15 protein-coding genes are annotated in these 16,976 nt (G+C 64.9%); 5 read left to right on the top strand and 10 right to left on the bottom strand.

The genetic code is table 11. The features are described 5' to 3' along the window. Positions 1–112 precede the first annotated feature (112 nt). On the top strand, positions 113–433 hold the full coding sequence (locus NGM10_RS14360; RefSeq protein WP_253479868.1) for an FUN14 domain-containing protein: 321 nt from the start codon (positions 113–115) through the stop codon (positions 431–433). 31 nt (positions 434–464) lie between these two features. Here the strand turns inward: NGM10_RS14360 and NGM10_RS14355 are convergent, their stop codons facing one another. Next, entirely contained in the window at positions 465–1,190 is a 726-nt protein-coding gene (locus NGM10_RS14355) for a ribosome assembly factor SBDS (protein WP_253479867.1), read from the bottom strand. A gap of 239 nt (positions 1,191–1,429) precedes the next feature. Between NGM10_RS14355 and NGM10_RS14350 the strand changes: the two genes are divergently transcribed. Beyond that, the gene (locus tag NGM10_RS14350) at positions 1,430–3,211 is read left to right on the top strand and encodes a M3 family oligoendopeptidase (protein ID WP_253479865.1); all 1,782 of its coding nucleotides are present in this window, start codon (positions 1,430–1,432) and stop codon (positions 3,209–3,211) included. A gap of 62 nt (positions 3,212–3,273) precedes the next feature. Here NGM10_RS14350 and NGM10_RS14345 read toward each other — a convergent pair whose 3' ends face one another. From NGM10_RS14345 to NGM10_RS14320, 6 genes are all read right to left on the bottom strand, one after another. Next, positions 3,274–3,675, bottom strand: coding sequence for a PIN domain-containing protein (locus NGM10_RS14345; protein ID WP_253479863.1), 402 nt, complete (start codon positions 3,673–3,675; stop codon positions 3,274–3,276). A 3-nt stretch (positions 3,676–3,678) separates the two neighbouring features. Continuing rightward, positions 3,679–3,945, bottom strand: coding sequence for an AbrB/MazE/SpoVT family DNA-binding domain-containing protein (locus NGM10_RS14340; protein WP_253479861.1), 267 nt, complete (start codon positions 3,943–3,945; stop codon positions 3,679–3,681). Positions 3,946–4,074: 129 nt separating this feature from the next. Further along, positions 4,075–6,054 (bottom strand): SpoVR family protein, encoded by a 1,980-nt coding sequence (locus NGM10_RS14335; RefSeq protein WP_253479859.1) that lies wholly within the window; start codon positions 6,052–6,054, stop codon positions 4,075–4,077. Further along, the gene (locus NGM10_RS14330) at positions 6,051–7,364 is read right to left on the bottom strand and encodes a YeaH/YhbH family protein (protein WP_253479857.1); all 1,314 of its coding nucleotides are present in this window, start codon (positions 7,362–7,364) and stop codon (positions 6,051–6,053) included. The genes NGM10_RS14335 and NGM10_RS14330 overlap by 4 nt, the downstream gene beginning before the upstream one ends. Positions 7,365–7,440: 76 nt before the next feature. Next, positions 7,441–9,708, bottom strand: coding sequence for a PrkA family serine protein kinase (locus NGM10_RS14325; RefSeq protein WP_253483853.1), 2,268 nt, complete (start codon positions 9,706–9,708; stop codon positions 7,441–7,443). A gap of 128 nt (positions 9,709–9,836) precedes the next feature. Continuing rightward, the gene (locus tag NGM10_RS14320) at positions 9,837–11,900 is read right to left on the bottom strand and encodes a PrkA family serine protein kinase (RefSeq protein ID WP_253479855.1); all 2,064 of its coding nucleotides are present in this window, start codon (positions 11,898–11,900) and stop codon (positions 9,837–9,839) included. Positions 11,901–12,445: 545 nt separating this feature from the next. On the opposite strand from NGM10_RS14320, the gene NGM10_RS14315 reads away from it, so the two are divergent. The 3 genes from NGM10_RS14315 (at position 12,446) to NGM10_RS14305 (ending at position 14,394) form a co-directional block, all read left to right on the top strand. Beyond that, the gene (locus tag NGM10_RS14315; RefSeq protein WP_253479853.1) at positions 12,446–12,844 is read left to right on the top strand and encodes a DUF5820 family protein; all 399 of its coding nucleotides are present in this window, start codon (positions 12,446–12,448) and stop codon (positions 12,842–12,844) included. A gap of 42 nt (positions 12,845–12,886) precedes the next feature. Continuing rightward, positions 12,887–13,336 (top strand): UPF0179 family protein, encoded by a 450-nt coding sequence (locus NGM10_RS14310; RefSeq protein ID WP_253479851.1) that lies wholly within the window; start codon positions 12,887–12,889, stop codon positions 13,334–13,336. Between the two features lie 311 nt (positions 13,337–13,647). Next, positions 13,648–14,394 (top strand): hypothetical protein, encoded by a 747-nt coding sequence (locus NGM10_RS14305; RefSeq protein WP_253479850.1) that lies wholly within the window; start codon positions 13,648–13,650, stop codon positions 14,392–14,394. A 207-nt stretch (positions 14,395–14,601) separates the two neighbouring features. On the opposite strand, the gene NGM10_RS14300 is transcribed toward NGM10_RS14305, so the two are convergent. The 3 genes from NGM10_RS14300 to NGM10_RS14290 all read right to left on the bottom strand — a co-directional run bounded on the left by NGM10_RS14300 (position 14,602) and on the right by NGM10_RS14290 (position 16,847). Then, a complete protein-coding gene (locus NGM10_RS14300; RefSeq protein WP_253479849.1) occupies positions 14,602–15,528 on the bottom strand; it encodes a DUF1028 domain-containing protein in 927 nt (308 codons plus the stop codon). A 455-nt stretch (positions 15,529–15,983) separates the two neighbouring features. Beyond that, positions 15,984–16,376, bottom strand: a complete 393-nt coding sequence (locus tag NGM10_RS14295) for a DUF7528 family protein (protein ID WP_253479848.1) — start codon at positions 16,374–16,376, stop codon at positions 15,984–15,986. Positions 16,377–16,556: 180 nt separating this feature from the next. Then, a complete protein-coding gene (locus tag NGM10_RS14290; protein WP_253479847.1) occupies positions 16,557–16,847 on the bottom strand; it encodes a hypothetical protein in 291 nt (96 codons plus the stop codon). Positions 16,848–16,976 lie beyond the last annotated feature (129 nt).

Here is a 16,976-nt window from a genome sequence, read left to right as displayed (position 1 = left end):
CGAGTTTTCGCCAGCGAGGAAGTGGCGAGCCTCTGGCTCGCCACTTCCGAGCGCAGTAAGCGGTCGTAGTTCGTCCACAAAAGCCTTAAACTATCACTGAGGGCTTTCGAACATGGAACTGGGAATCGACCCGCAGCAACTCGGGCTCGAGTTCGGTTCGGGTGCGGCAATCGGCGGTATCATGGGCTTCGCCGCGAAGAAGGTCGCCAAGCTTCTGGCGGTGCTCGTCGGCATCGAACTCGCGCTGTTCAAGTTCCTCGAATCGCGGGGCATCCTGACGGTCGACTGGGAGCGGCTCAGCGCGGGCGTGTTGAAGGTCGGCGACGCCGCCCAGGGCGGGACTCCGCCCTCGTGGGTGACGAGCATCCTCTCGACCCTCTCGGTCGGTGCCGGGTTCACCGGCGGCTTCCTCGTCGGCTTCAGGAAGGGGTAATCCCCCGGACCGAACGAGGGACCTGCCCGACTCACCGCGTCTTGAGGTCGTCCTCGTCCTTGATGATTCTGGTCTCGGCCTCGCCGCTCGTGATCTCGTTGACGAGGTCGTAGAACTCGTTTTGCATCCCCGCGGGGAAGGTGAGCACGCCGACCCACGAGCCGTCGTTCTGCCATTCCTCGCGGTCGAGGTCGCCGAACTGGCGTATCTGGGACTGCGCGCTCCCGGCGTAGTCGGGGGGCACCTGCACCGCGATTGTGACCTCGTCGAACCGGATGGGGATGACGGGGCGAAGCGCATCGAGGGCGTCGTCGACCTGCGTCTCGACGGGCTCCATCGGGTCGACCCGGAAGTCGGTCTCCTCTAACGCCGACTCGATTCGCTCGGGCGGGTGGGGCGCGTTGTCCATCTGGGGATTGACCGCGTTGCGCGTGATGCGGTTGACGAGGTTCCGGTGCTTTTGCTCCTGCATCTCGCGGCGCTGTTCGGCGGTGATCTGTATCTCGCCGCGCTCGATGACTTCGGGGATGATTTCGAGGGGGTCGGTCGTGCCGAACACCTCTTCGAGCGCGGTCTCGGCGGGTCGGTCGCCCCTGCTCGCGTTCTCGAACACGTCTTCGGCCGCGATGACGTCCTCCAGCTCGCCGTCGAACTCCCCGCGCTTGATGGCGAGCGCGGCGTCCGGGTCGACCAGCACTTCGAACCGCTCGCCGTGGGATTCGAGGCGCGCGGTCACCGCCTCTTCGAGTGGTATCATACCGTACGGTAGTGCCCCCCGGCTAAACAACTTTTTCCTGCGCGCTAGAACGCGCTCGAATTTCGGCTCCGGGGTTCGCCCCGCCGGACCGGCGACAGACTTATGCCAGTCAGCAGATACGTGAGACCAACGGCAGGCATCCGATGACCCGCTAACTCCTCCCGACCGGCGCTCGCGCCCCGGTCGCCCGTCCGTTCGCTCGACATCCGACCGCATCCGCAGTCACCCCACAGCCACGCATGAGCCTGCCAGCACGCGACGACGTAGCGCCCGAGTATCGCTTCGACCTGACCCGCATCTTCGAGAGGCCCGCCGACTGGGACGCGGCGGCCGAGGCGCTCAGAGAGCGCCTCGGCCGCCTCGAATCCCGGGCGAGCGAGCCGCTCGACTCGCCCGAGGACCTTCGGACGTTGCTCGAATCGGTCGAGGAGTGTCACCGGCGAAAGCAACGACTGGGCCTGTACGCCCTGCTCGCCGCGAACGTGAACACCGAGTCGGAGGCCGCGAGCGAGCGCCGACGCCGGTTCCGGGACCTCGAATCCGAGTTCAGCCCCGCGATAGCGGCGGTGCGCCGACGCCTCCGGGACACCGGCGACGACCGCCTCGACGCGCTCGTCGCCGAGTCGGGCGACTACCGACGGTACGCCGAGAGCCTCCGCGAGCAGGCGGCGCGGGTGCGCTCGCCCGACGCGGAGGAGGCCGTCGCCGCCCACGCCGAGGTCCGGTCCGCGCCGACGAGAATCATCGAGGCCGTCCGGAACGAGGACTTCGACCCGCCCACCGTCGAGCGTCCCGACGGGACCACGGTCGAACTCCGGTACGGCAACTTCCGCGACGAACTCACCCACGCCGACCGCGACTACCGCCGACGGGTGTACGAGGCCTACCGCCGAGAGATGGACCGTTTCGAGCACGCGCTCTCTCGGGCGTTCGCCGAGAAACTCGGCGCGGCCCACACCGAGGCCGAGATGCGGGGCCACGACTCGATTCGGGACCGGGACTTCCGCGGGACCTACCCCGAATCCGGTCTCGAACCGACCCTGCCCGGCGAGGTCCACGACGCGATGCTCGGGGCGGTCCGGGCGAACCTCGACCCCTATCACCGCGCGCAGGAGGACCGACGCGAGCGTCTGGGCGTCGAGACCCTTCGACCGTGGGACCTCTCGGGGTCGGTCGCCGACGCGTCCGACCCCGAGATACCGTACGAGGAAGCGAAAGAGCGTATCCTCGGCGCGCTCGAACCGCTCGGCGACGACTACGTCGCTCGCACCCGGTCGTTCTTCGAAGAGCGCCGCATCGACGTCTATCCCACTCAGGACAAGCGCACCGACATCCCGGCGTACTGTCCCTCGTCGGCCGAAGACGGCGCGTTCGTGCTGGCGAACTACCGCGACGACGTGTGGTCGATGTCGGTAGTCTGCCACGAACTCGGCCACGCGCTCAACGTCTCTTACCACCGGGAGGGACCGACCCGGTACGCGACCTGCCCGAGTTCCGTCTGCGAGGTCCCCTCGCTCCTCCACGAGATTCTGCTGGCCGAACACTGCATCGCCGAGGGCGGTGCGCTCGCCGACCACGCGAGAGACCGACTGGTGGAGTTCCTCGGCGGGAACTTCTACAACGCCGCGATGTCCTCGGCGTTCGTCCACGAACTCGCGACCGCGGCGGAGGACGGCGACCACCTCTCCGCCGAACGCATCCGGGAGTCCTACGCCGACCTCCTCGCGGAGTTCCGGCCGGTCGTCGCCTACGATGACCGCGCCGGACGGAACTGGCTCGGGTGGGGCACGCGCGAACCCTACTGTAGCTTCCAGTACGTCCTCGGCGCGACGGGCGCGCTCGTGGTTCGGGACCGACTCCGCGATGGGAGTCTCTCGCCCGCCGACTACCGCGAGTTCCTCCGGAACACCGGGCGGGAGGGCGTTCTCGCGCAGTTCGAGCGTCTCGGCATCGACCCGACGAGTCCGGACCCCTACGAGCGCGCCGCCGAGGCGTTCGGCGGCTATCTGGACGAACTGTAGGTCGCGGAGTCGAAAGGCGGAAGTCCCGGTTCGACCCCCTCGTGACGTGTCGTGGCGACTCGTCACTCGGCGGTCTCGGACTCCAACGGAACGCGTTCGAGACCGATACTGTCGTAGTCACGCTCACTCGACAGCACCCGGTCCTCGCCGGTGGTAACGATTCCGGCGTGGAGCGCGTCGAACGGGGTCATCTCGTACTCGTCGAGGAAAGCCGCGGCGGCCAGCACGGCGTCCTCGTGTGCTTCCGGGACGACCGGAACGAGTTCCAGGAGGTTCGAAATCGCCCGCGGTGGGTCGATGTCGTACTCCGCGGTCTCGCGGTCGTAGAACAGCACCAGTACCTCGGCGTACGCGAGGATGGACGTGTGGATGTCGTCGCGCTCTTCGAGCGCGCGAAGCGCGGGTTCGCGGAGCCAGTCGTCGTCCTTCACGAGGGCGGTGAGGAAGTCGGTTTCGACGTACACGGGTCAGTCCTCGCTCTCACCCGACAGATTCTCAGCCTCTTCGCCGATCTCTCGGGAGATGGCCTCGCGCGCCTCCCGCTTCAGGTCGGCCGCGTCTTCCCCTTCGAAGGCGTCACCGACCGCGTCTCGAAGCCCCTCGATTGGGTCCTCGTCGACGGGGAACAGCGCGACGTGGCTCGGGAGTTCGACGATGCGATACCGGTCGCCGAACCGCTCTCGGACGTCCTTCGGGAGGTAAATCCGCCCGCGTTCGTCGGTCGATTTTGACATGACGTGTTCGGTATTTGGCGGGAATATCCTAAAGTTTTCCCACCAATCTCGGGTAGTTCCCGTATCCGCGACGGAACCGCAACTGCGGAATCGCGCGTCCGACGGACGCGCGATTCCGCGAGCGGAGTCCTACGCCAGCCACTCCTCGGGCTTGGTGTCGTAGTCCACTTCGGTCGCCGCGATGTCCTCGACCTCGCTCCACGCGAGGTCCTCCATGGTGAACTTCTCGCCGTCGTAGCGCAGGAGCTTGCCCTGCTCGTCGGGGTCGGGTTCGCGGTCGCGCCGTCTGGCGATCTCGGCGTCGCGGTCGTCGACCTCCTTCACGATGGTCTTGAGGTTGACGGGGCGGCCCCAGAGGTCGAACACCCGTTCGAGGGTGCGCTTTGCCTGTTCGACGTCGAGCATCACGCCGTTGTAGTGGTGGCCGAGCAACAGTTCGTTGCGGTTGTTGTAGTTGCCGTCGTACACCGCCACGGTCGGCTTGCCGAAGTTGGTGAACTGGAGCATCAGCTTCTTCTTCACGTCCTCGTAGTCGGTGCTGGCGACCCGGTAGTCGCCGGTCGTCCGACTGAACTCGTAGGTGAAGTACTCGTTGTCGGTCACGAACTCCTGGGTGAGGTAGCCGTCGAGGAAGGTCACGTCGTTGTGGCTCTCGCGTATCTCGCGCATCTTGTCCCAGCCGGTGGTGTACGCGACCTCGGCGAGCGCCTCCTCGACCGAGCCGTAGCGGGCGTCGTCGACGATGTACCGCGAGTACTGTTCGAGGTCGGTCTGGGATATCGAGCGCACGAATCCGCGGTTCTGGGGCTTGCACAGCGAGAAGTGGCGCTCGGCGAGTCCCTCGTAGGTCAGCACCTTCCACGGGTAGCGCTCCGCGTCGATTTCGCCGTCCTTCGCGGCCTCCAGCGCCTCCGAATCGACCTTCCGGGAGTCCGGGTCGAGGCCGTCGAGTGTCTCGGCGGTGATGCCGTCGAGGGCGGGGTCGGGCGCGAGCAGGTCCTGCACGCGGTCGAAGTCGACGGTATCGTGGAAGTTGCGCCACGAGATTCCGTCGACCCGGAGGAGCTTCCTGACGACCTCTCGGCGGTTCTCGGTGTTCTCTATGTACTCCCACAGCTCCTTGCCGAGCTTGTAGGGGTTGAGGCCGGGTGAGTTGAGCACGCGGGCTTGGTGGTCGGCGTACTGGAGGAACTCGTCGTCGCCCGCGAACGACTCCTCGCCCATCATCATCGACTCCCAAAAGGCGGCCCACCCCTCGTTCATCACCTTCGTGGACTTCTGGGCCGCGAAGTAGTACGACTCGGCTCGGAGCATCTCCAGTGTCTCCTTTTGCCACTCGGCCATCTCGACCGCCTTCTCGGTCTCGTCGTCGAACGCCTTGCCGTGTTCGCGCAGGAACGCGAGCACGTCCTTCTCGGGGTCGTCGAGGTCGGTCGGGGTCTCCTCCTGTGCGTCGAGCCACTCGTCGTCGAACACCTGCTCGACGACCTCTTCGCTCAGGTCCATCCCTTCGAGCTTCTCGGCGAGGTCGGCCTCGTCGTCCTCGCCGTCGTCGGCGCGCTCGAACTGGCGCTTGAACGGCTGGTGCTGGTCGATGTTGTCCTCCAGACACAGCACGCTGTCTATCCACCGCTCGACCGCCTCGCGGTCGATGTCGGGGTCGGCCATGTAGCCCTCGATGCGGTCGGCGTGACGCGCCAGCATCGCGGCGGCGTCGAGGTCGTCGGCGAACATCCCGTACCACTCGTTGTTGGCGAAGAAGTCCGAGTGGGCCTCGACGTGGGTGATGACCGCCTTCTGGTCGGCCACGGCGTTCGACTCCTGGAGGAAGGCGTGGGAGGGGTCGTCGTTGATGACGATCTCGAACGCCTTCCCGCCGGTGTACTGGCCCTGCTTCTGCTGGCGGTCGTACTGCATCCCCCACCGCCAGTGGGGATAGCGCTCCTGGAAGCCGTTGTACGCGATGAGCTCGTTCATTTCGTCGTAGTCGACGATCCAGTAGTTGACCCGGTAGGGGTCGAGTCCGAGCTTCTTCGCGAGGTTTCGCGCCTCCGCGACGGGTTCGTGGAGCTGTTCGGCCGCCTTCCGGGTTCGGGGTCTGTTCGTCATGATTCGGCCTCCGTGCTCAGGATTTCGTAGATGGCGTCGGTCACGTCCCCCGGGCCGTTGACGTAGCTGACCGCCACCGCCTCGGAGTCGCCGAAGTGCTCGCCGACCTCCTCGGCGTGGGTCGCGTTGATGGCCTTCCCGTCGGGTTGGGTCTCGACGTACGCGTGGAGGTTCGCCGGAATCTCCTCCATCAGCGGGATGACGTTCTCGCTGGTGTCGTTGCGGGAGTTCTCGCTGTCGCCCGCCGCGAACACGTAGCGGTTCCACTCGGTCCACGGGTACCGCTCGTCGAGAATCGCGGCCGTGAGTTCGTACGCCGACGATATCTTGGTGCCGCCCCCCGACCGGATGCCGAAGAACTCCTCGCGCTCGACCTCCCACGCCTCGGCGTCGTGGGCGATGTAGACGAACTCGGCGTTGTCGTACTTGCCGGTGAGGTACCAGTCCAGCGGCGTGAACGTCCGCTCGACCAGTTCGCGCTTCTTCTCGCGCATCGACCCCGACACGTCGCGGATGTTGACCACCACGACGTTCTTCTCGCGCTCCTCGATTATCTCGGGGTAGCGGTAGCGCTCGTCCTCCTTCCGGAAGGGGACGTGGCGTATCCCCTCCTCGCGTATCTTCTGGGCGGCGCTCCGTTGGGTCGAGCTCTCCTGCATCTCCTCGATGGTGGCCCACTTCGTGCGCTCGTCTTCGGGGATGGCGTCGTACTGCTCGTCGAGCCAGTGCTTCGAGACGTTGATGTTCTCGTCCCGTGCCCACTCGAAGGCGCGCTCTGGACCCCACCCCTCGACCTTCAGCGCCTCCCGCACGTAGTCGGGGTCGAAGTCCATCGCGAGCTTCCGCTTCAGCCCCTCCTTGAACATCCGCTCGAAGTCGAGCGTCGAGTCCGGGCCGGTGCGGGTCATGTCGGTGAACTCGCCCTCCGTCTCCTCGACGACCTCCTTGCCCTTGGGTTCGAGGTCGAGGCCGAGTTCGTCGTCGAGTTCCTCGGCGAACTCCTCGGGGTCCATCTCGTAGTAGTCGTGGTCGCCGCCCTCCTCGCCGGGTTCGTCTCCCTCGTCGCCGTCGTCGCCGGGCTGTGGCTGGGGCTGGCCAACGGGGTCGCCCACGTCGGGGTCGCCCTGCCCGATACCCCCTCGGTCACGTCGGTCGTAGGCGAACTCGGGCAGGTCCACGATCTTGATGGGAATCTGTATCTCGTCGGGCAGGCTCTGGCCGAGGTCGCCGTACTGGATGAAGTCGGCGAGGTCCTGGCGTTTCTGCTCGCCGACCTCCCGGTAGCGTTCGAGGTCCTCTCTCAGTCCCATTTCGGTTCACCTCGCTCGCCGTGCGGGCCGCCCGCGGGCGGCCCGCACGGCCGGTCTCCGTTCGGCCGGTCTCGGTTCAGTCCCATTTGTAGCTCACCTGACTCATGACGTGTTGGCTGGTCAGTTCCGCCGAGGCCTCGGTGTACCCGAACAGCTCGACCATGTTCGCTATCGTCTCGGCCTTGACCGCGGCCGTCTCGGTGTCGCTGGGCGGGTCCGACCACTGGGAGGGGTCGAAGTCCTCGTACACCCGGCGCACGTCGTCCCAGTCGTAGTTCGCGAGCACGGTCTTGATGATGGGTATCTCCTTGGGGTCGATGTCGCCGACCTGAAAGTCCTCGTTGCGGTTCTCCCACGCGTGGCGGTTCAGCGCGGTGATGACCTTGTTGCGACGGAACTCCTCGACCGCGGGGGCGGGCCCGTGGTCGGGGCCGTACCCTTCGGGCGAGAACCGGCCGAGGTGCTCGGTCTCGAACACCTTCATCTTGAGCGCGTCGGGCTCGACCCGCTCGCCCCGGTCGTTCTCGACCGGTTCGTCGGTCGCCCACGCGTAGACGTGCTCGACGTACTCCTCGACGGTCGCCTCGTCGACGCGCTTGTCGGCCATCATCGCGTCGAGAACGTCCTCCTCCTGTTGCTGGAACACGTAGTTCTTCACGGGGACGAGCCGGTTCTCGTACTCGGTGCGCTCGGCGGTCGAGAACACCGGCGCGCCGCTCAGGCGCTCGGCCATCGCGTTGAGGATGTCCCGTGGCATGAGGACCTCCTCGACGGCGTGGTCGGAGTGGTGGCGGTCGCTGTCCTCGTTGAGCAGGTCGGCGATCACGTCCCGCGTGTAGGTCACCGGGATGCCCTGGTCGCCGTCGTCGGCGTCGTCGTCGAACTCGAAGTCGTCCTTGTCGAGGCGGTCGTCGCCGTCGAACAGGTAGCCCCGGTCGAACAGCAGGGCCTTGTCCACGAGGTCGAGTCCCGCGGGCACGTCCTCGCCGTCGAGTCGCGTCACGACGCTGTACATCGCCGCGGCCTCGACCGCGTGGGGCGCGAGCTCGCGCCGAGAGACGTCGTGGTCGTCGTCGCGCACCTGCAGGGAGAGCGGTTCGTGGATGAGGGCTTCGAGTTCGTCGTAGCTGTCGGCCTGCCAGACGTCGGTCTCGTTGGTCAGCTCCCGGCGGATGAGCTCTGCTTCGAGGCTCAGATTGGTGAGGTACTTGAACCGCCGCCGGTCGAGTCGGCGCTTGAGCGCCTTCAGCGGGTCGGCACCGCCCGCCTCGGCGTGCTGGTTCAGCTGGGCTTCGAGGTCGGGGTTCGAGATGATGACCAGCTGGGTGTCGATGTCCATCTGGATGCCCTTGTCGAGCTTCACCGTCCCCTCGTCGGGGACGTTCAACAGCTTCTGGAGCAGGTCGGCGTGCTGGGCCGCGTCCTCGACCACGGTCAGCAGGCCGTTGCCCTGCGAGAGGACGCCGTCGTAGCTGAACGCCTGCGGGTTCTTGCGACCGCGCGAATCGAGTTCCTGCAACATCCCGCGCATCCACGACCCGACGAGCCGCTCCTTGGGCGGCCCCGAGTCCTCGGAGTGGAGGACGCCGATGCCCCGGCCCACGTCGACCACGTAGTTCTTCACCCGGAGGTGGCTCGGGTCGGTCAGCGCGCTGAACAGGTCCTCCTCGCCGGTCCGGCGGTAGCGCTCTTCGAGGTAGTCGTAGGCCTCCCGGCTGAAGGGGTCGAGCCGTCCCTCGACCGTCACGTCGATGTGGTCGTCGAGTCGGGCGTTTATCTCGTTCAGTATCTCCTCGCGGACCTCGGACGGGAACACCGTCAGCGGGTTCGACTGGACCGGACTCGGGAACCAGTTCTCCTCGTCGCCCGCGGCCCGCTCGTCGCCGTACGAGAGGCTACGGGCCTCGGTCGCGCTCGCGACGTTCCACTCCATCGTGTATCGGCGACCTTCCTCGGTCTTCGAGTACTCCCGGAGACCGTTGACGAGACATCGCTTCAGCTCGGACTTGCCCGTTGCGGTCGGGCCGTCGAACCAGATTATCTTCTCGCCCTTGCCGCGCTCGGCCGCGATGGACCGCAGGTCGTCGACGAACGCGTTCAGCACCTCGGTGTTGCCGAGGATGGCGTGTTCGCCGCCGTTGTGCGGGTCGTCGAAGAAGCGGTAGCGTTGCTTCTCCTCGCCCTCCTCGACCACCGTCCGGGTGCCCATCGACTCGATGGCGTCGAGCAGGTACTTGCTGGCGTGGGCGGCGACGGTCGGGTTCTCGAAGGACTCCTCGACGAACGCCGCGAGGCTCATGGGCTCCTCGTAGGTCTCCCGGAGTTCGCGGTCGGCGTCGGCGATGAACGCCTCGCCGTCGGGCGCGTCCGATTCGGACGCGCCCGACCGGCTCCGGGCGTCGGTCCCCGTGCGGTCGTCGGTCCCCGAGCGGTCGTCGGTCCCCGAGCGGTCGTCGTGGCCGGACGACACGGTCAGTCCTCCATCTCCGCGCGGGCGACCTCGGCTCCGGCGAATTCGAGCACCTCCTTGGCACCCTCCCGCGAGTAGCCCTGGTCGATGAGCGCGTCTATCCAGGCGTTCTGCTCGTCGTCGTCCATCTCGTTGGCCGACACCAGCGCGGAGAAGTTGATGTTGTGCTTCTTGTCCTCCCAGAGCTTGCGCTCCAGCGCGCGGCGCAGGCGGTCGTTGTCCTGCGGGTCGAACGGCGACCCCTCGCGGGCGCGGCGGCTGACCCAGTTGCTGACCTCCTGGCGGAAGTCGTCCTTGCGGTCGCGGGGGATGTCGAGCTTCTCCTCGACCGCCCGGAGGAAGCTCTCGTCGGGCTCCTGCTCGCGGCCCGTGAGCTCGTCTTCGACGGTGTCGTCGTCGATGTACGCCATGACGTGGTCCATGTACTTCTCGCCTTGGCGCTGTATCTCCTCGATGTCGTAGGCCAGCGCGTGGCGCACGTCCTCGATGGCGCGGTCCTTGTACTCCTCGCGGACCATCTCGAGGTAGCGGTAGTAGGTCGTGAAGTTCTCCTCGGGGATGGAGCCGTGATTTTCGAGGTTCTCCTCGAAGTGGTTGAACACCGAGAGGGGGCTGAGGAACCCCTTGTCGCGGTGGGTGGAGTTCATGATGGCCTCCGCGATCTCGTCGCCGATGAACCGCGCGGAGACCCCCTCCATCCCCTCGCCGATGTCTGCGGTCTCCTCGCCCTCCTCGCGGAGCTTCTTGACGTCCACGTCCTCGCCGTCCTTTATCTCGCCGTTGTACGCCTTCGCCTTCTGGAGGAGGTCGACCAGTTCGGTATCGGGCTCCTCGATGCGGGTCAGGACGCCGAAGAGCCCGGCCATTTCGAGGGTGTGGGGTTCGATGTGAACGTCGGGCACGTCGGCGTTCCCGAGCATCTTCCGGTATATCTGGGCCTCCTCGTCGTATTCGAGGACGTACGGGAAGTCGATGCGCTTGGTCCGGTCGTTGAACGCCTCCATCTTCTCGTCGCCCTTCTTGTCGCGGTACTCGGGCATGTTCGTCCGGCCGACGATGACCTGGTCGATGTCGATTCTGGGGTTGTTCTTGGGCTTGATGGTCTGCTCCTGAGTGGCGTGGAGGAAGTCGTACAGGAACTCCCGCTGGAGTTTGAGGAGTTCCTCGCCCGAGAATATCCCCCGGTTCGCGTTGCAGAACGCCCCCGAGTAGTCGAACGCGCGCGGGTCGGACTCGCCGTAGATGGCGATCTTGCTGTAGTTCACGTCGCCGGTCAGTTCGGTCTCGTCCTGATTCTTCTTGTCCTTGGGTTCGAACGTCTCGACCGCTTGGCGCTTGTTCTCGTCGGCGGTCAGCCGGATGACCTCGACGTGGTTTTCGAGGACCTGCTGGATGTCGTCGTCGTAGTGGGCCAGCAGTTCGTCCATGTAGAACGCCGACGCGGGGTCGAGCGATTGCTCGTTGGTGATGGTGTAGGGCGCGTCGAGGTTCTCGTTGAGGTCGTCGACGACCCGCTGGCGCTGTTCGAGCGGAAGCAGGACGAGGGGGTCCTGATTCATCGGCGACCGGACGGTGTCGTCGGCGGGGTCCTGATCGTGGACGACCTCACAGAGGTTGGTCCACCGGTAGGTGTACATCCGCCCGTCCTCGGTGAGGGTGTAGTCCTCGAAGTACGTGCGGACCTGCCGGTCGAAGTCGGACTTGCCAGACCCGACGGGACCGAGAAGGAGCTTGATGCGCTTCTGGGGGCCGAGTCCGCGCGCGCCCGACTTGACCTTGTTGACGAACTCGTGGATGGCCCGGTGTATCTCGTGGCCGTAGAAGGTGTTCTCGCCGTCGTGGAGCGGGTCTTCGGAGGCGAGCAGGTACTCGACGACCCCGGCGTCCTCGTCGTACTCGGTCCCGTAGTAGTCGAACATGTCGGCGACCCGCTGGTGGGCGTTGCGGGCGACCTTCGGGTCCTCGTACACCTCTTCGAGGTACCAGTCGAACGACTTGGTCTCGCGGAGGTCTTCGGGCATCGATTCCTGATAGCGCTGGCTGAGTTCTTCCAGTGTTTCGCTCATTGTATCACGTATTGTTCGGTGGGAGAGGCGAGAGAAGCGGACGACCGAACTCGCCGGTCGGAGTATGTGGTAGCCGTACAGCCACTAAGGTCTAACGGCCCGACGGAGTCGACGTTCGGACGCGGGCCCGGCGCTGGGCGTGCTAGGTCCCCCTTCTCGGTCTTCCGCGCGGCCCCGCGAACCGACGGGGCGTCCTGGTACTGGCCGATCATGTGCGTGCCATCCCCACACCCTAATCACGGCGACTACACGTCGGAGGGCGACCGAATCGAACGGACGTGACCGGGTTCTGGTAGGTGTTACCGCGTACCGCGTGGGTTGCTACCACCGATACTATTTAATGGATGGGATGAGAGAACATATAACTGTTGGCTCGAATCAGAATCGACTTCAGTTGAACCAATCTAATTGAACACCGACGATTAAGTAGGGCGACCGGCGTCGCTCGCGCGCGGGACGCCCGACCGAGTCGTCCAGAACGCTCGGTTTAAATACGGCCACCACCGACCGCCAGTCCCTTACCCGACAGTCCCCAACCGCCGGACATGACCGACGCCGACGACCTCCCCGAGGGGTGGACCGTCTGGAACGACGAACCCGGCGGGCGGCGAATCCTCGCGTACCGCCCCGACGTGTTCGACACCGAGCAGTTTCCCCCGGCGTGTCTCCCGACCATCTACGTCGCTGGCGGCGCGCCGAACCGGCCGCCGGGTGAGACCGAGGCCGCGTCCGGCGCGCCCGACGTGTGGCGGGTCCAGTTCTTCCTCGAACCCGACGTGGAACTGGTGAGCGCCCGGACTCACGACTCGCGGGAGGCCGCTCTCGACGCCGCGGGCGAACTCGCGCGCGAGTTCGCCCGCGGCGACCTTGACTATCGCGGGGCGTATCAGGTCCCCCGGGAGGCGTACCTCGACAGGCTGGACGAGCTCACGGGGCGACGTTGACGGGACGAGAAACTTAACCGCGCGGCTTGCGTACGACCAGCTATGTCGTCCATCACGCTCGTCGGGACCCGGCTCGCCGACCCCGGCCGGGAGTTCGTCTATCGGGGGGAGTCGTCGGCCTGCGAGGGCTGTCCGTACCGGAGCCAGTGTCTGAATCTCTCGGAGGGGGTGCGCTACCGCGTCACCGACGTTCGGGAGGGAGCACAGACCCTCGACTGCGCCGTCCACGACGCCGGGGTCACCGCGGTCGAGGTCGAACCCGTGGGCATGACGGCCAACGTCCCCTCGAAGAACGCCTACGCCGGGAGCAAGGCCAGCCTCGCGGGGCCGTGCCCCCACACCGAGTGTCCGAGCCACGAGTACTGCGAACCCACGGGTGCGGCGTTCGACGAGGAGTACCGCATCGCGGAGAAGCTCGGCGACCCGCCCCACGACTACTGCATGCTCGACCGCGACCTGACGCTGGTGGAGTTCGCGCCGAAAGAGGAGTGAGGGGAGTACGGTTCCTCTCTTCGGCCTTAGATTTGAATTTCTGGAACCGTTGCATAGCTCTGCGTATTGAGCGCTGAGCTCTCTACTAGTTCAGGAAGTGTCCGATGATCGTACGAGGCAGAAACCCGCACGCGTGTAATTCAGCGCTTTCTACACAAACATAATCAACGTATTTGCACAAATTCTCGATTCTCAAATGTACAGATTCTCGTATAGCAACTATTGAGCCACCGTTAATTATATCTACACCACAAAACATTTCCAAATAAATGTATTTTCCGACAAGGTGGGGACTGAGTAGTCTTGTACTGGTGCTGCTTGGAATAACGTGTATACTGTTAGCAAAGGGGTTTGGAGTTTTTCCGGATATATTGGTTTCATTGGGTGCTGTTCTTTTTGCCACTGGAACAATCGAAATCGGAATGGTGCGGATTACGGCAAAACAAACCGAGGAATCGATAGAGTCTGCCGTGGAATCGATAGAGTCTGTCTTAGAAAACCATCTCCAGAAACCGGTTGTAGCTGTATATGAAAAAAGGGAGGACAGTCCACACATCGCTGACCAATCAAATGGAGCAGAGGCAGTATGGTGTGCTTGGCATAGCGGCAGACATGTTACAATTAATAATATTGCGCAAAATACGCCTGAGGATGCAGATCTTCGATTAGTTCTTCCAGCCCCTAATCCACACAATCTCAGAATACATTCAGCGGCTACAGGTGGTACTGGTGGTACTGGTGGAATATACGCATCCCCCGAGACACTCCATGATGATATACTAAATACCACACAGGAAGCCATTGACGTAGGTTTCGATGTTCGCTGGGTACCCCATTTGATCCACAATAGTGTGAATATACTAAATCCGAATCAAGAAGATGCGCAAGCCGAGATTGAATTATTCCTTCCGCGTATGGGCCCTGAAGACAGACCAAATGTACAGGTTTCTCCAAAAGCAGGGAGTCAAATTTTTGAATCATATAAAAAGATGTACGAAAAGCGCCTTTGGAAACAAGGAGAGCAGCCACCAGAGGATAAATTGTATCGGGATAGGTGATTTAAGTTCGGGGTTTAGAGGTTCTTCTCCCAGTGAACTGACAAGGAGACGTCCACGATAGTTCTATCTCGTATCTACCGAAACAACACGTCACAGACCCATACGATAATGGCTTCTGTCCGTACTGAACGATCCGCGAGTCTCCTACCTTTACCGTAGATTTCACGCACCGTATTGGGCGAATAAGCGAGTTATTCCCGGAGTAGGTTACTTCCGCTCCAACCGCGACAGGCCGTGCCAAATCGCATCGACCATCTTCTCCTCGCCCTCGTCCTCAGCGTCGTCCCACCCGCGGGCGAGCGCGTCCTCCAGCACCGGAAGCTCGTGGTTCTCGAAGTTGTTCATCCCGCGGAAGTCCTCCAGCGCGTCGCGCTCGGCCTCGCCGAACTCCCCGGTCGGTTCTCCCCCGTAGAAACCGAGGTCGGCGAGCGTGGCGGTCACGGCCTCGGCGGTCTCGCCGGATAGCTCGGTCAGCTCGGCGGGCTCCTCGCGTTCGAGCAGGGTCACGTCGTACACCTTGAACACGCGTTCGAGTTCGTCGATTGGCGACTCGTGGTCGTCCACGCGCACGTCTATCCAGCGGTCGTTCTTGCCGTCGTAGCCACCGCCCTCCTTGGCCACGTAGAGCGCGGCGCTCTGCTCGCCGCGCTTGTCGCCGCCCGCCTCGTTGCCAGCGTACAGCGCGGCGATGAGGCGCTCGGGGAGGCCGCCCTCCGTTCCTTCGAAGGCCTCGGCCATCGCCTCCAAGGTGTCCCGATTTTCGAGGATGTTGCCCTGCACGGTGTACTCCTCGCCCTGCAGGTCGCCCGCGTACTCGAAGCACTCCTCGCCGGTGAACGCCGCGACCGAGCCGTCCTGCCCGACGACGCCGACCTGTCGGCTCTCGGCCTCGGGGTCTGCCCCGACGAGTTCCCGGACGACCTCCTCGGCCGACTTCCCCTCCCGGAGGAGGTCGAGGCCGTCGGGGCCGTAGGCGACGTTCGCGAAGCTCTGGGTGGCTATCGCGCCCGCGTCGGCGCTGACGAAGGGGACGACTGCGCCGACGCCGACGAACTTCGACTGGACCGCCACGCCGACCGCGCCCGTCTCGGGGTCGCGGGCGGCTATCGAGAAGGTGGATGGTCGTGGCTGCATGGGAGTCGGGTGGGAGGCGAGCGTCAAAAGCGTTGGCGTGGCGGCACGACGCGAGCGAATCCGGCGTCGTCTCGTCGGTAACAGCCATTCGAACGGCAACGACGACGCTAGCTACTCCCGTCACCAAGAAGCCTGCTCGGTCGTCGCTCGCTTCGCTCGCTCCGTCCTCGCCCGACCGCAGAGGCCCGGACGAACCGGGCGTTTCGGAGGCTACGCGAACCACGGGATGCGCCGCGAACTCGCTCGCACCGCGAGCGAGTTCGCACGCGGGGAGGCACGGGGCGCGGTTGCGGTGCGGTCGCGGTGCTGTGCGGTCGCGGTGCTGTGCGGTCTCATCGGTACCGGGAGTAGCTAGCTTCGCGGCGGTCCCGGTGGCACCGAACCACGACAGACCAGTGAATCACGGCCGACCACCGGACCACCAAAGACCACCGAACCTCGACCGACAAATTACGTCACTTCTCGTTTCCACCCCCATCGTCCGGGTTCTTTTCCGCGGTCAGGGGCTGTCGCCTCGATAGCTCACACGCGAACGCCGGATGCTCGGCGAAGTGGTGGACGAGCATGTGGCGTCGACCGCCGGTCAGTCCCGTGCGTCCCACGTTCTCGGCGGTGAACTCCTCTGGGAGTCGGTCGTAGAGCCGCCGGAGCGCGGCGAAGCCCTCGAACACCTTGCGGTGGCCCGACGAGTCGGCCCGCCTGCGCGCGACGACGTAACTGCCGTCCTCGCGGTGGGTCCCGACCGTGCGCACGAACTCCCGGCGCTCGGTCAGCGCCTCGCCGAGCGCGCCGCGCAGCTCGTCGGCCTCGGCTCTGGTGAGTTCGTGGACCTCGCCCGCGACCGTCACCGCGACGCTCGCGTCGGACTCAGAATCGGGCGTGCGCTCGGCCGAGAATTTCTCGACCAGCCGCCGTCTGGCGACTTCCTCTATCCTCCGCGTCTACCGGAGTCGAAGGTCCCGTCGACATGCGTGGGGTCGTTGGGTCGCCCCCGGCTTAAATACCGGGGGCGAGGGGCGGTCGCCCCGTCACGAACTCAGGTTCTCGAACGCCTCTGTGCCGGGGACGCGCTCGGCCGGGAGGTCTTCGAGCAGGTAGCGGACCTCACAGCGCTCGCAGGAGACCACCACGTCGTGGGTCTCGGCCGACCGCTCGCCGACGCCCACGATGCGGAGGTCGCGCCAGTGGTTGACGAGGTGGAAGGTGACCGACTCGATGCGGGGGTTCTCGAACGTCGCGAACTCCCGGTCGTCGCCCTCGGAACCGTCGGCCCCGGACGACGGGGTCTTGAACGTCGTGTGATTCTCTCCCCCGTTCATGGTCGGTCGTCCACAACACCTCGACCCGGATATAGTGGCGAAATCGTTCGCGTCGGTTGCGGGGCTTGCGACGGGGCGAACGGACGTTACCCCCGGCGTATTTCGCGTTACCGGCCGAAACGGGGCCGT

The organism is Halorussus salilacus, from assembly GCF_024138125.1.
Taxonomy (GTDB): domain Archaea; phylum Halobacteriota; class Halobacteria; order Halobacteriales; family Haladaptataceae; genus Halorussus; species Halorussus salilacus.
The sequence above is the reverse complement of the archived record's forward strand: the minus strand, read 5'-3'. Positions and strand labels throughout refer to the sequence as shown.

Bases quoted from the DNA above. Each gene is read 5' to 3' on its own strand.
- NGM10_RS14360 (WP_253479868.1), top strand. From the start codon at position 113: ATGGAACTGGGAATCGACCCGCAGCAACTCGGGCTCGAGTTCGGTTCG.
- NGM10_RS14355 (WP_253479867.1), bottom strand. From the start codon at position 1,190: ATGATACCACTCGAAGAGGCGGTGACCGCGCGCCTCGAATCCCACGGC.
- NGM10_RS14350 (WP_253479865.1), top strand. From the start codon at position 1,430: ATGAGCCTGCCAGCACGCGACGACGTAGCGCCCGAGTATCGCTTCGAC.
- NGM10_RS14340 (WP_253479861.1), bottom strand. From the start codon at position 3,945: ATGTCAAAATCGACCGACGAACGCGGGCGGATTTACCTCCCGAAGGAC.
- NGM10_RS14335 (WP_253479859.1), bottom strand. From the start codon at position 6,054: ATGACGAACAGACCCCGAACCCGGAAGGCGGCCGAACAGCTCCACGAA.
- NGM10_RS14330 (WP_253479857.1), bottom strand. From the start codon at position 7,364: ATGGGACTGAGAGAGGACCTCGAACGCTACCGGGAGGTCGGCGAGCAG.
- NGM10_RS14320 (WP_253479855.1), bottom strand. From the start codon at position 11,900: ATGAGCGAAACACTGGAAGAACTCAGCCAGCGCTATCAGGAATCGATG.
- NGM10_RS14315 (WP_253479853.1), top strand. From the start codon at position 12,446: ATGACCGACGCCGACGACCTCCCCGAGGGGTGGACCGTCTGGAACGAC.
- NGM10_RS14310 (WP_253479851.1), top strand. From the start codon at position 12,887: ATGTCGTCCATCACGCTCGTCGGGACCCGGCTCGCCGACCCCGGCCGG.
- NGM10_RS14300 (WP_253479849.1), bottom strand. From the start codon at position 15,528: ATGCAGCCACGACCATCCACCTTCTCGATAGCCGCCCGCGACCCCGAG.
- NGM10_RS14290 (WP_253479847.1), bottom strand. From the start codon at position 16,847: ATGAACGGGGGAGAGAATCACACGACGTTCAAGACCCCGTCGTCCGGG.